The organism is Streptomyces sp. NPDC051064 (assembly GCF_044455985.1).
In the GTDB taxonomy this organism is placed as follows: Bacteria; Actinomycetota; Actinomycetes; order Streptomycetales; family Streptomycetaceae; genus Streptomyces.
On sequence record NZ_JBITFK010000006.1, the window covers coordinates 552,431 to 565,828 of the forward strand.

The 13,398-nt window shown below is 69.9% G+C and carries 10 protein-coding genes and 1 pseudogene; 6 read left to right on the forward strand and 5 right to left on the reverse strand.

Annotated features, from left to right (window positions below; all coding sequences use genetic code 11):
* Positions 1–195: 195 nt before the first annotated feature.
* Positions 196–786 carry a TetR family transcriptional regulator gene (locus tag ACIBCU_RS24115; protein WP_399233816.1) on the reverse strand — a complete coding sequence of 197 codons (591 nt, stop codon included), beginning with the start codon at positions 784–786 and terminating at the stop codon, positions 196–198.
* Positions 787–1,061: 275 nt separating this feature from the next.
* On the opposite strand from ACIBCU_RS24115, the pseudogene ACIBCU_RS24120 reads away from it, so the two are divergent.
* Positions 1,062–1,972: pseudogene (locus tag ACIBCU_RS24120) on the forward strand (SDR family oxidoreductase).
* A gap of 322 nt (positions 1,973–2,294) precedes the next feature.
* Here ACIBCU_RS24120 and ACIBCU_RS24125 read toward each other — a convergent pair.
* Positions 2,295–4,688: an MFS transporter gene (locus tag ACIBCU_RS24125; RefSeq protein WP_399233818.1), complete on the reverse strand. Its 2,394-nt coding sequence runs from the start codon at positions 4,686–4,688 to the stop codon at positions 2,295–2,297.
* A 174-nt stretch (positions 4,689–4,862) separates the two neighbouring features.
* Positions 4,863–5,372, reverse strand: a complete 510-nt coding sequence (locus ACIBCU_RS24130; protein WP_362938721.1) for a MarR family transcriptional regulator — start codon at positions 5,370–5,372, stop codon at positions 4,863–4,865.
* A 178-nt stretch (positions 5,373–5,550) separates the two neighbouring features.
* Here ACIBCU_RS24130 and ACIBCU_RS24135 point away from each other — a divergent pair, with 178 nt between their 5' ends.
* The 3 genes from ACIBCU_RS24135 to ACIBCU_RS24145 are packed head-to-tail and all read left to right on the forward strand — an operon-like array spanning position 5,551 to position 8,821.
* The gene (locus ACIBCU_RS24135) at positions 5,551–6,618 is read left to right on the forward strand and encodes a Dyp-type peroxidase (RefSeq protein WP_399233820.1); all 1,068 of its coding nucleotides are present in this window, start codon (positions 5,551–5,553) and stop codon (positions 6,616–6,618) included.
* Complete coding sequence (locus tag ACIBCU_RS24140; RefSeq protein ID WP_362938727.1) at positions 6,618–7,415, forward strand: family 1 encapsulin nanocompartment shell protein; 798 nt, start codon at positions 6,618–6,620, stop codon at positions 7,413–7,415. The genes ACIBCU_RS24135 and ACIBCU_RS24140 overlap by 1 nt, the downstream gene beginning before the upstream one ends.
* Before the next feature lie 59 nt (positions 7,416–7,474).
* Positions 7,475–8,821 carry a diaminopimelate decarboxylase gene (locus ACIBCU_RS24145; RefSeq protein WP_399233822.1) on the forward strand — a complete coding sequence of 449 codons (1,347 nt, stop codon included), beginning with the start codon at positions 7,475–7,477 and terminating at the stop codon, positions 8,819–8,821.
* 376 nt (positions 8,822–9,197) lie between these two features.
* On the opposite strand, the gene panD is transcribed toward ACIBCU_RS24145, so the two are convergent.
* Complete coding sequence (panD, locus tag ACIBCU_RS24150) at positions 9,198–9,626, reverse strand: aspartate 1-decarboxylase (RefSeq protein ID WP_362938733.1); 429 nt, start codon at positions 9,624–9,626, stop codon at positions 9,198–9,200.
* A 184-nt stretch (positions 9,627–9,810) separates the two neighbouring features.
* Here panD and ACIBCU_RS24155 point away from each other — a divergent pair, with 184 nt between their 5' ends.
* Positions 9,811–10,041 carry a hypothetical protein gene (locus ACIBCU_RS24155; RefSeq protein ID WP_399233824.1) on the forward strand — a complete coding sequence of 77 codons (231 nt, stop codon included), beginning with the start codon at positions 9,811–9,813 and terminating at the stop codon, positions 10,039–10,041.
* Between the two features lie 1,131 nt (positions 10,042–11,172).
* On the opposite strand, the gene ACIBCU_RS24160 is transcribed toward ACIBCU_RS24155, so the two are convergent.
* Positions 11,173–11,937, reverse strand: coding sequence for a methyltransferase domain-containing protein (locus ACIBCU_RS24160; RefSeq protein WP_362938939.1), 765 nt, complete (start codon positions 11,935–11,937; stop codon positions 11,173–11,175).
* A gap of 229 nt (positions 11,938–12,166) precedes the next feature.
* Between ACIBCU_RS24160 and ACIBCU_RS24165 the strand changes: the two genes are divergently transcribed.
* Positions 12,167–13,008, forward strand: a protein-coding gene (locus ACIBCU_RS24165; RefSeq protein ID WP_399233827.1) for an IS5 family transposase whose coding sequence is annotated in 2 segments (ribosomal slippage) — positions 12,167–12,539 and positions 12,539–13,008 — 843 coding nt in all. Because the reading frame shifts where the segments join, the coding sequence is not laid out codon by codon here.
* The last annotated feature ends 390 nt before the right edge of the window (positions 13,009–13,398 follow it).

Below are 13,398 nucleotides of genomic sequence, written 5' to 3' on the forward strand. Positions count from 1 at the left end.
TAGAGGCTGCAGCGCAGTCCCAGGGCTTCCTCGGGGCTGCTGCGGAGCTGCCTGTGAGCAGCAGGGTGTCTTCGTGCCTGTCGCTGCTGGCGAGGTAGAAAGCGAAGCCAGGTGCTGGTGGGTTCGGCTCCCACTCTCGTCGAGGTCTTGGAAGCCGTTTGCTCGCAGCGACAGGTGGTCGCTGGCGGAGCGGTATCAGCTTTCAGGCCGCGCCTGGTCCGGTGAGACGGTCGCGGAGAGGGCGTGCAGATCGTCGAAGGCTTGGAGGAGATGTGCGTCCAAGCTCTGTGAGGGGTCGTCAATCCAGGCTTGGGCAGCGTGGTGGAAAGTGGCCCAGCCGGTTTGTGCGGCCAGGCTGGCCAGCCGGTCGGGGACATCGCGCTGACGTAGCGCCTCCGCTACGGCTTCGGTGAGGGCTGCGGCCTTTGCCAAGTCACGTTCTCGGAGGGCTGGGGTCTTGGCGATGACCGCTAGCCGTGGCTCGGAGAACGGGCGGTTGTCCTCAAGGATTCGTCCGGCTTTCCGGAAGGCGCACAGCAGTATGCCGAGTGGCTGCAGGCCATCGGAGGCGTCGGCGACCTCCTGCGTCAGCGCGGCACGTAGGTCGGCTTCGCCCTCGAAGAGCACCTCGCGCTTGTCAGGGAAGTGCCGGAAGAACGTGCGCTCGTTGACGCCTGCCCGGGCGGCGATCTCAGCTGTGGTGGTCTGATCGAACCCGCGCTCCCGGTACAGCTCCAGAGCCGCCTGCTGCAGGCGGCGGCGCGCTTCTACTCCGCTTCGTGGCACCCCTCGAAGATACCGCAGACGCTTGTTGCTGACATTGCTTGACGTCAGTGACTGGCGCTACGTAAGGTCAGCGACTGGCGCTACGTAACGCCAGTCACTGGCGTCAAGTGGGAAGTTTTCATCGCTGGTTGCAGCGACCCCGGCCTTGCGGTCCGAACGCCGTCGAGGTGATCAAGGTCTCCGTCGAGCACCGCGCACCTCGTAGGCAGTCCCGCCTCACCCACACGGGACCCGTTCAACGGCCCCGATGCACACACCCACAGAGAAAGCGTTTCATGCACATCTTTGTCACTGGTGGTTCTGGCCAGACCGGCCCCGCCGTCGTCGCCGAGCTCGTCGCGGCCGGCCACGACGTCACTGGCCTGGCGCGCTCGGATGCCGCCGCCGCCCGGCTGGAGTCGCTGGGCGCCACACCACACAGCGGCTCCCTGGACGACCACGACAGCCTGCGCCGCGGCGCCGAAGCCGCCGACGGCGTCCTACACATGGCCTACGGCGGGGACTTCTCCGACCGCGACGACATGATGAGGCGCGACCGGACGGCGATCGAGGCCCTCGGCCGGCCTTTGGAACACTCGGGCAAGCCGCTCGTCATCACCTCTGGCACGCTGGTCATGCCCTCCGGCCGGGAGACCACCGAGAAGGACGAGCCCGATACCGCCGGGCTCGCCGCCTTCCGCATCGCGGGCGAGCGAGCCTGTCTGGACTTCGCCGCCCGGGAGTACGCGCGAGCGTGGTCCGCCTCGCTCCTACCGTCCACGGCCCTGAAGATCACGGCTTCATCCCCATGCTCATCGCGACCGCACGAAAGACCGGCGTCTCGGCCTACGTCGGCGACGGCACCAACCGGTGGCCCGCGGTGCACCGGCTCGACGCCGCGGTTCTGTTCCGACTGGCACTGGAGAAGGCTCCTGCGGGCAGTGTGCTGCACGGAGCGGCCGAAAGCGGCGTCACCATGAAGGACATCGCGCAGACCATCGCCCGGGGCCTGGGCCTGCCGACGGTCTCGCTGACCCCCGACCAGGCTGCCGGGCACTACGTCAGCCCGTTCATGGCCAGGGTCTACGGCTACGACGCGCCCGTCTCCAGTGCGCACACACAGGAACTGGTCGGCTGGTCTCCCGTCCATCCGACGCTGCTCGATGACCTAGTACACGGCGACTACTTGGCCACGCCGGGCTCCTGAGCCCCCACACCTGGCGGGGAGGACTTGGTCGTCTCCGGCGAGGTGGGCATGCGGCCATGCTGCCCAGTCGCCTTGGCGAGGGCTGCAGACTCCCGCAGGTAAGATCCATTTCTGCTGATCGGCTTGCCTGCCGAGACCACTAAGCGTCCGCGTCCTCCCGGGTTTCCTCCGGACCGCACCCCACCAGCGCCACACAGGCCGATACCGCCACGCTCACCATCGTCCGAGCCCTCATTCGGTCCCCCCACCTCAGCCGGCAACACCAGTGGTCACGCAGGACCCGGGGGAACGGTTTCCGGGCAGGCACGGGGCGGGGACGGGCTCAGGTCACGGGGTGGGACAGTTCGATGTCGAGGGCATCGGCCCCGGAGTCCGTCACGCGCAACGCGGTGGCGACGGGCGGGTAGCCGCTGGCTACGACGGAGTACTCACCGGAGTCCAGGTCGGCGAAGGCGTACACGCCGTCCGCGCCGGTGGTGGCCGTCGCGGTGACGTTGCCCGCCGCGTCGACGAGCGTGACGCGGGCGTCCGGCAGCGGGCGCAGGTCGGCACCGGATCGCACCGCGCCCTGGAGCCGGGCGCCCGCGACGAGGGCGATCTCCACCCGGCCGGATCCGCCGTCGCCGACCATGACGGGAACGGCTGCCGGCCGGTGCCCCACCGCGTTCACGGCGACCGTGAACTCGCCTGCGGGCAGCTCTCCGAAGGCGAACTCCCCGTCCGGGCCGGTCTGTCCGGTGCCGAGCACCTCTCCGCGCACATCGGTCACGATCACCGTGGCGGCGACGGCCGGGAGCCCGTCGGCGCCGCTGACGACCCCGCTCAGCGCCTGTACGCCGGAGAGCAGGATGTCGTACGCGAGCCGCTCGTCGCCGACGACGACGGTGGCCGCCTGTGGCTGGTGCCCGTCGGCTGCGGCGATCAGCACATAGGTGCCGGCGCCGGGTACGGCGAGCTCGTAGGCACCGTCGGAACGGGCCACGGTCCGGCCCAGTTGACGCCCCGTCAGGGAAATCAGGGTGACCGTGGGGCGGGGGGCACCGGTGGAGCTGCGGACGTGGCCATGGAGGGCGGGACCCTCCTGGACGGATGCCTGACCTGCCTGGTTCAGCTGCGTGCCGTTGGTTGCTTCCGGGGCGGGTGCCGGGGACGGTTCACCGGCGGGGGCCGGCGTCGCCGCCTGCGGGCGGCGGAAGCCGATCAGGGTGGCCGTGGCGATCAGGGCCGCCAGCATCCCGGCCGCACCGACGGTCATACAGACGTGGACGGCGTCGGTGAAGCTCGCGCCGATCGCTCCGAGCGCGGGGCCTGCCGCCTCGGGGGCGAGCCCCAGGTGGCCCGCGGCGCCCACGCCACCCTCCGCGAGGGCCTCGCCCACCCGCTGCTGGTCGGCGGCGGTCAGCCCTGAGTCCGCGAGGTGCCCGGGCAGCGCGGAGGTGAGCCGGCTGGTGAGTACGGCGCCGAGGACCGCGGGACCGAGCGCGCCACCGAGCTGCCGCAGGGTGTTGTTGCCCGCGCCCGCCATGCCCGCCAGGTGGTGCGGCACGCTGCCGACGGCGACCGCGCTGATCGGCGTCATCACGAAGCCCATGCCGAGGCCGAACAGGGCGAGCGGCCCGGCCATAGCGCCGAACCCGGAGTCGGTCTCCAGGCCGGTCAGCCACAGCATGGCGCCCCCGACGCCGAGCAGGCCGACACACAGGAGCACGCCGGGTGCGACCTTGCCCATCAAACGGCCGACGAGCGGGCCGGTGACGACGGAGACGCCGTTGAAGACCAGCATCCGCCAGGCGATGTCGAGGACGGAGAGCTGCTGGACGCTGCCGAAGAAGAGGCTGAGGGTGAATACGGAGCCGATCATCCCGAACATCACGAGCGCGTTGACGACGCCGGCGCCGGTGAAGGGACGTACCGCGAACAGCTTGAGGGAGAGCATCGGCGAGGCGGAGCGCAGCTCGGCGACGATGAAGGCGATCAGGCCGAGCGCGGCGGCGGCGAACGCGACGACGACCTTGGTCTGGCCCCAGCCGTCGGCCCCGCCGCCTTCGATCACGCCGTAGATCAGGCCGATGATGAAGACGATCGCGGCGATCTGGCCGGGGACGTCGATGGCACGGCCGTGCGCGGAGCGCGAGTCCTCCAGCATCCGCACGGCCACCAGACCGGTGACAGCGGTGATGACGGCGGCCGGCAGGAAGATCCAGCGCCAGGTGGTGTGCTCCAGGATGACACCGCTGATCAGCGGGCCGAGGGCCATGCCGATGCTCAGGGACGCGGCCCAGGCGGCGATGGCCTTGGCGCGGGCCCGGAAGTCCGGGTAGGCGTGGCTGATCAGGGCCAGCGTGGAGGAGGCGAGGGCTGCGGCGCCCGCGCCGGCGATGGCCTGGCCCACCCAGACCTGTTCGACGCCGTGCGCGGTCAGGGAGGTCACGGAACCGGCGGCGAACAGGAGCATGCCCGCGAGATAGGCCTTCTTGCGGCCGTAGAGGTCGCCGATCAGGCCGAAGGTGAGGATCAGCGCTGCCATCGGCAGGATGAACGCGTCGGAGACCCATTGCAGGTCGGATGTGGAAGCGCCGAGTCCCTGCTGGATGCGCGACAGGGACACCGAGACACTGCCGATGGGCACGTATGCGGCAAACATCCCGAGGCAGGCCAGCACAGTGGTCAGCGCCGGGCGCGCGACGGCGCGGTGGGGGGGTGATATCGCGGACATTTGAGACGGACCTCCGGATCGAACGCGGCGGCCAAGTTATCAGTTGCCTGTCATAGTCCCAAATGACTGAGATCAGCGGGTGCGGGCGTGAGTACAGGCGCGCAGGCACCGTCCGGTTACCGGTGATTCCACCGGTAACCGGATCCGGCCGGACGGCACGGTGGCGGAACGGTCTCAGTCGGTCCTGGGCGGGTCCGGCCACATGCGGGCCACAGGGGAATCGGGGCCGTCGAGAGCGATGGCGATGCGACGCATGCCGAGCGTCAGACGTTCCAGCTCCTCGGGCCCGCCGACCACGTCGCAGAGCCGTTCCACGACCGCTTCGACGAGCCGCCGACCCTCGGTCATGCCCCTGAACCCGGCCTCGGTCGGCTCGACCAGCACGACCCGCCTGTGCACGGCGTGCGGATGCCGCTCGATCCACCCGATCCGCTCCAGATGCGAGAGCGCCGTCGTCACGCTCTGCGGCGTGATGTTCTGCACCCGGGCCAGATCCGCCCCGGACAGCGGCCCGTGCTGGTCGAGCGTCATCACGATCCCGAGCTGCGTCATCGTGACGTCCAGGGGGCGCAGCCGCTCGTTCAGGGCGCGGTGCACGGAGTTGTTCGCCCGCCACATGGAGTGGCTGAACGTCTGGTTCCAGGGCGTGCCGGAGGCAGCCCCCTCCGGGCGACGGCTCGGCATATGCAACTCCCTGCGGGCAAGCGGCTCCCATCGTAGCGGCAGGGCCTCGGGCGACAGGCCGGAGACCCTGGCCGGGCCGGCCCGGCACGTCGCCCGGCCGGTCCGGCCCGGCGTGCGGCCCGGAGCGTGGTGTGGATAAGTGGCAGGGAGCCCTGTCCACCACCCACGGAGTGCGCGCATGTCCGACGCCGTACCGGAACCCGTCGTGGTCCAGCCCGTCGTGGCACCGCTGACCAGTGCCGCGGTGGTGCTGGTCGCCACGATCGAACCGGGCGGCGAGTCCGCCGTACGCGACGTGCTGCCCGATCTCGCGGCGTTCGCGCGGTCGATCGGGTTCCGGGTGCCGAGCGCCGGACTCGCATGCGTGACGGGCTTCGGATCCGACGCCTGGGACCGGCTGTTCGCCGGCCCCAGGCCTGCGCATCTCCACCCGTTCCAGGAGTTGCGGGGGCCCGTCCACCGTGCTCCGGCGACACCGGGCGATCTGCTGTTCCACGTCCGCGCCGAGCAGATGGACGTCTGCTACGAGTGGGCCTCTCAGCTCCTCGGACGGCTCGGCGGTGCGGTGAGGGTCGTCGACGAGGTCCAGGCCTTCCGCTACTTCGACCACCGCGACCTGCTCGGCTTCGTCGACGGTACGGAGAACCCGGTGGGCGACGAGGCGAGAGTCGCGGCCATGGTCGGCACGGAGGACCCGGACTTCGAGGGCGGCAGCTACGTCGTCGTGCAGAAGTACCTGCACGACCTGGCCGGCTGGAACGGGCTGAGCACCGAGGAGCAGGAACGGGTCATCGGCCGTACGAAGTTCACCGACATGGAGCTCACCGACGACGTCAAGCCGGCCGATTCGCACGTCGCCCTGAACACCATCACCGAGGACGACGGCACCGAACGCGACATCCTGCGCGCCAACATGCCCTTCGGCAGCTTCCGGGAGGGCGAGTTCGGAACGTACTTCATCGGGTACGCGGCCGATCCCGGGGTCACCGAGCAGATGCTCCGCAACATGTTCCTGGGCAGTCCGCCCGGCACCCACGACCGCATCCTCGACTTCTCCACCGCGGTCACCGGCACGCTCTTCCACGCCCCCAGCGCCGACTTCCTCGACGCTCCTCCTCCGCCGCCCTCCCCCACCGGGACCACAGCCGCCCCGGAGCCGCAGCCCGCGGAGCGGGGCTCCCCGGCGACGCCGGTGGTCCGCGACGGTTCGCTGCGCATCGGCAGCCTGCAAGAAAGCGCCCCGTGATGAACAATCTGCACCGCGAGCTCGCCCCCGTCACCGACTCCGCCTGGAGCCAGATCGAGGAAGAGGCCAGACGCACCTTCAGCCGTCATGTGGCGGGCCGCCGGGTCGTCGACGTCAGCGAGCCGCAGGGACCGGGGCTGGCCGCGATCGGCGACGGACATCTGCGGGACATCGACCCGCCCACCCCCGACGTGTTCGCCCGTGCGCGGACGGCGACTCCGGTCATCGAGTGGCGGGTGCCCTTCACCGTGTCCAGGGCGGCTGTCGACGACGTGGAACGCGGCTCCGAGGACAGCGACTGGCAGCCGGTCAAGGACGCGGCCCGCACCTGTGCGTTCGCCGAGGACATGGCCGTCATCGACGGGTACGCGGCGGCCGGCATCACGGGCCTGCGTGACGGCTCCTCGCACACACCGCTGCCGCTGCCCGCGGACGCCCGGGACTATCCGGCGACGGTGAGCCAGGCCCTGACCCGGCTGCGGCTCGCGGGGGTCGACGGGCCGTACCGGCTGCTGCTCGGCGCCGACGCGTTCACCGAGGCGTCCGAGACGTCCGACCACGGCTATCCCGTGACCACCCATCTGGCGCGACAGCTCGACGAACCCATCCTCTGGGCGCCCGCTGTCGCCGGCGGGGTCCTGCTGTCCACCCGCGGGGGTGACTTCGAGCTGTGTCTGGGCCAGGACCTGTCCATCGGGTATCTGGACCACGACGCGACGAGCATCCGGCTCTACTTCCACCAGGCGTTCACCTTCCGGATGCTGACGCCCGAGGCCGTGGTCCCGCTCATCGCCTGAAGACACCGACCTGCGAGGCTCCCATCAACGCCACCCGCCGTACGCCACCGCCGGAATCCGTGACCGCGCCCTCCCCCGCGCCGCGCTCCGCCAGATTCGCGGAGGCGCTACGCCTCGCGGTGGCGGAAGGGCTGCTCGGCGAGCAGCGGCCCCTCGCGGGGTTCCTCGACGCGGACGGGATAGTCGACTCTGTCGACGCGCTGCGCGAGGCCTTCGCCGCCGAGCCGGGCGTACGGGTGCAGCACACCTTCGCCGCGAAGGCCGCGTCGCTGATCCCGGTGCTGCGGCTGCTCGCCGGCTGCGGCATGGGCTGCGAGGTGGCGGGCCCGGGCGAACTGAGGCTCGCGGTGGAGGCCGGTTTCGCCCCGGCCCGGATCGTCCTGGACTCACCCGCCAAGACCCGCGACGAGCTCCGGCTGGCGCTGGCGCTCGGTATCGCCGTGAACGCGGACAGCTTCGGCGAGATCCGCCGGATCGAGGGGATCCGCTCCCCCGGGTCGGCATCCGTCCTGGGGCTGCGGGTGAACCCGCAGGTGGGGGGCGGCTCGATCGGTGCCATGAGCACGGCGACGGCCACCTCGAAGTTCGGGGTGGCCCTGCGGGACCCCGGCGCCCGTGAGCGGGTCGTCCAGACCTTCGCGGAGCATCGCTGGCTGACCCGGCTGCACGCCCACGTCGGCTCGCAGGGCTGCCCGCTGGAGCTCATCGCCGCCGGCATCGCCGAGACGTACCGCCTCGCCGAGGAGATCAACGAGGCGCTGGGCACGCGCCAGGTCACCGGGATCGACATCGGCGGAGGGCTGCCGGTCAACTTCGACGACGACGAGACCCGCCCCGCCTTCGCGGAGTACGTGGCTGCGCTCCGGGCCGCGGTCCCGGGAATCTTCGACGGGCACTACGACCTGGTCACCGAATTCGGCAGGTCCCTGCTGGCCAAGAACGGCTTCATCGGGGCGCGTGTGGAGTACACGAAGGACGCGGGGGGCCGCCGCATCGCGCTCACCCACGCGGGGGCTCAGATCGCCACCCGCACCGTCTTCATGCCCGACGCCTGGCCGCTCAGGGTCGGCGCGTTCGACGGGGAGGGCCGCCCCCGGAGCGGGCCGCCGATGGTCCAGGACATCGCCGGGCCATGCTGCTTCGCCGGGGACGTCGTGGCCCACGGCCGCGAGCTGCCCGAGCTGCGGGAAGGCGACTTCGTCGCCCTCTACGACACCGGGGCGTACTACTTCTCCGCTCCCTGGGCCTACAACAGCCTGCCCCGGCCGGCCGTGTACGGCTTCGCCGGGGAGTCCGGCAGCCTGCGCTTCGCCCCGGTGCGCGAGGCGCAGTCACTCGACTCGGTGGCGGCGGAGAGCGGGCTGCGCCACGCGGACGCGCTGGCGGGACTCCGCGAGAGGCCCTAGCAGCCCCGGCTCATCCCGCCGGCTGGGGCGAGGGCTCCGGCTCGGGTACCGGCTCGGGGTTCGGGTTCGGCGGCTGCGGAATCGGGTCGGGCGCGGGCCCGGGCGGCACGGGGCCAGGCGGCACGGGTGGCGGGGAGGGCACCGGCGTCGGCGGTCCGGGCACGGGCGGGGGTGTCGGCGCGGGCGGCACGGGGTCGGGACTGGGGTGCGTCATCTCGGTCCTCCAAGTGCGACGGACGGGACGAGTGGATCTCCTCCACCGTCTCCCCGTGCGGCTTCCCTCGCCTGCCGAGTCCACACGTACGCACCGTGACTCCTGGCCCGGGACGTCCCCCGGCCCGCTTTCAGGGCCGGCCCGGGAGAGTCCCCGTGCGGCTCAGCGCCCGGCGGGGGCGACGGCCTGCGGGCTGCGCTCGGTGCGCGTACCCGGCACGGGGGCCGAGGCGTCGGCGCCGAGGGCGACGATGCGGTTCCCCGTGTCCACGTGCACGACGCTCGGCACGAGGGCGCGGGCCTCGGCGTCGTCGACCTGGGCGTAGCTGATGAGGATGACCAGGTCACCGGGGTGTACGAGGTGGGCGGCTGCGCCGTTGATCCCGATGACGCCTGAGCCGCGCTCGCCCTCGATGACGTACGTCTCCAGGCGTGCGCCGTTGTCGATGTCCACGATGTGCACGAGCTCGCCGGGCAGCAGGTCCGCGGCGTCCATCAGGTCGGCGTCGACGGTGACGGAGCCGACGTAGTGCAGGTCGGCTTGGGTCACGGTCGCTCGGTGAATCTTGGACTTGAACATGGTACGCATCATGGAGCTACTCCCGGGCTAGGCTTCCTGCCTGCGTTTTTGCAGGTCAAGTGCTGTTTCCCTACCTTACAACGAGTCGCAGGTCCGGTCAGCTTTCCCCAGGCGGCCCCAGCTCTCGCGAGTACACCCAGGCCCTCGATGGCTCTTCCCGGGCATGGTCCCCGGAAAGCCGATCTCCACACACGGCATGACCCAGAAACTCAACCTGCACGGCATCCCGGTTCGCACCGCGCGCAACGCGGCGCTGGCTGCCCTCTCCGCTGACCTCCCCAGCCCGATCCTCGCCGACGGGACCGGCATGCACCGCCACACCGCACTGCGCTGGGTCGCCTACGCCCGGCGCGACTGGGCCGAGTACCTCGCAGCCCGGGCCGACGATGATCGTCAACCCAGTCGGAACCAGAAGGAGTCTTCATGACAGCGCCCAAGCGGAGGGACGAAGAAGTGTTGGCCGGAGGCGGGGTCAACCATGCCGTGCGGATCGGATCGACAGTTCGACGGCCTGCGGGACCTTGGACGCACACGGTCCACGCTCTGCTTGATCACCTGCAGGCGGCAGGGTTCGCTGGTGTCCCACGAGCTCACGGCTTCGATACCGACGGCCGGGAAATCCTCGATTTCCCTCCCCGCTGTACAAGGTGACCCGGAATACGCCGACGGTGCGCTGGAACGCCGGTAGGCGGGGGCGTCGCACTGCAGGCGGGGCGCGTTCCGATCAGGAGGCGGCGGCCGTTCGGCCGGGGTGACGCCGACTGTGGTCGGGCCACCGTCGAACGGCGGCGCGGCGTGATGACTGCGCGGATGGCGACTGGTCGACCGGGCCTGGTCGTTCCGCTCGCGGTATGTCGGTGAATACGTTCTCTGAGGTCAGCAGCCCAGCGGCGTGTGGGTGCCGAAGGAGCGTTGGTGATACGTGAGAGGGCTCAGGTGCCCCGCTCCCGGCTCGGCGGTGACGGCGTGGGGAACAACAGGACGGTGTGATCCCAGGCGACGACGTAGTCGTCAACCTCGGCGGCTATCCACGCCGCCGAGCCCGGCAGACGGGGCAGTCCGGGCCGGGACGATCACCTGACCACCGTGCGCCGTCACCGGCCGGTGCAGGTCACACTCTTCCTGGGTGCCATCGTGATGATGGTGTTCACCCTGGCAGTGGCGTGGCGGCGAGGAGCCTGCGCAAGCGCCCTGGTTCCAGCCAGCCGTGGCTGACCGCGTCGTACATCGCCGCGTGCCCGCTCCGCTACTCAGCGTCAACGTCAGCTCGACCAGCGACGTCAGAGGACCATCGGGCGCACAACACCGCGTCGGTCAGCTCGAAGAGCGCGTCCGCCCGGGAGCAGAGACAGTCGGAACTCGACACGAAAGTGGGACAACGCGCTGGGCGCGACGTCTACGGGACCGACAGGGCCAGACGCTTCATAGCGGCCGTCCCTTCGTACGACGTTGCTCGACACGTCGAAGCGTGAAGAACGGCCGCTCTCCTGTCTCACGAAGGAGGCGAGATCACCAAGTTGGGTGGCCCGGCGAGGTCAGACGCCAAGTTGAGGAGCTGTCAGCCTGTCAGTCGAGCTTTCCAGATCTCCTCGCTGGGCCATTGTTGGGCCCAACGGGCGGGAACCTCTGCGTACTCCCGCGGTGCAGGCTGAGGGGCTTGAATCTCAATCAGATCTTCAACGACGAAGCCGCAGGACCGAAGCAGACGAAGCATCTCACCATGCGGCAGGATGAACTCCACGTGATTCCCCCTGTCCAGCCCAGTCAGGCCAAATTGACCGCGGGACAGGGTGGTGGACGCCGGCCCCTCGGACGGTACGCACAGCGCGAACAGCGGTGAATAGCGCATGAACACCAGCTGGCCGCCAGGAACCAGAAGCCGGGCAGCCTCCGGGATCCACTGGTAGGGGTCGCACCACAACGAGGCGCCGTATTCGCTGATCGCCAGGCCGAACGTGTTGTCCTCGTATGGCACCTTTTCGGCATTGCCTAGGACAAGAGGGAAGTCGATGCCGAACTCCGCCTGCATCGCGCGAGCAGTGGCGAGCTGCTTCTCCGAGATGTCGATACCGACCGGGTGGGCTCCCGCTCTGGCCAGCCAAGCCGACACGTAGGCAGTACCGCAGCCCAGCTCAATGGTGCGCATCCCGGCTATGCCGTCGGGAAGTACGGAGACGTGCGACTCAGGGGTTGCCCACAGACCCCAGCGCGGTTCCACCTGCGACCAGTGATCGCGGGCGAGCGGTCCGTGCCACGCAGCCGCCTCGTCATCCCAATAGCGTCGGTTCTGCTCCAGATGGTCCGCAGGGCCGTCATGAGTCATGGAGGCATTCGATCGCAGATGCTGGTGTCCCGGCAACGGAATTACGAGCGCGTCAGACTCCGTCGAGAACGCGCGGCTGGCAGCCCGGCCACCGAGAGCCGTCCCCGGCTGCGGCCGGGCCTCCACACCGACCATGCCGAGCGGTTCACCTCCGCTCGCGCAGGGACCACATGCACAGCATGGTGACACCGCGCCGGGTGTTCGGCTTACCCCTCTCACGCAGTCCTATGTGGAGGCCGCTCGTTGGTCTGCGCATGGGGGCGGTACGTGGAGTTGGATTGTTCCGGACGGGCTGTGGGAGATCGCGGAGCCGCTGATCCCGCCGCCCAAGGTGCGACCGCAGGGCGGCGGGACGCAGGACACGCCTGATGAGACGCTGTTCGCCACGATCATCTACGTCCTGGTCAGCGGATGCGCCTGGCGGGCACTGCCGCCCTGCTTCGGGATATCGAAGTCGAGGGCCCACCGCAGGTTCCTGATCTGGTCCAGAGCCGGTCTCTGGGGCCGGCTCCACGAGGAGATCCTGCACCACTTGGACGACGCCGGCCTGCTCGGCCTCTCCCGCGCGGTCCTGGACTCCGCACACGTGAGGGCTAAAAAATGGGCGAACTCACAGGCCCGAGCCCCGTGGACCGAGGCAGGCCAGGTTCCAAGATGCACGTCCTGTCCGACGCGAACGGACTGCCCCTGCTCGTCGGCCTCTCCGCGGCGAACACCCACGACAGCCTCGCGCTGAAGCCCATGATCACGGGTCACCAAACGAGACACGACCCCCACCGCGGCCGGTACTTCAAGCCCCAGCGCCTTCACGCGGACAAAGCCTACGATGTTCCTCACCTGCGGAAATGGCTATGGGGCAAGCACATCGGCGTACGCATCGCCCGCAAGGGAGTCGAGTCCAGTGAACGGTTAGGACGCCGACGATGGGTCATCGAGCGCACGATGTCCTGGCTGACCGGCTACCGCAGACTCAACCACCGCCACGAACGCCGACCCCGCAACTACCCGGCCTTTCTCGGCCTCGCCGCCGCCCTCTGCTGCTACGAGCGACTCCTCCGACTCACCACATAGGACACGGTCTTAGTCGCAGCATGGTGGACCAAGCGCAGCGCAGAAAGTGCAACATCTGCCGCGCTCCTCGTCGGGCGTATCCAGGCCGACACGGCCATCTCGGCGGTACTTGGCAGCGCGTGCACGGAGTTCCTGAGCATCTCCGAGACCCTGATGGGTGTGGTGAAGCGACTCCCGAGCCTCGATCACGATGAACGCCAGGCGCTCGTGGCCAAGCACGCCATCTCGGTGGAAACCCGATACGCATCACTGGAGCTCCTCGCCCCTCCTGAGGTCCGCACAGCCGCAGAGCGTCTTCTCTCGCAATGCCGCCTCTTGGGAACGCTGCGCGCTCGATCGCGCGGTGCTGCGCCCTGGAAGCAGGATGGCGTCCCGGCGACCAATCGGTTC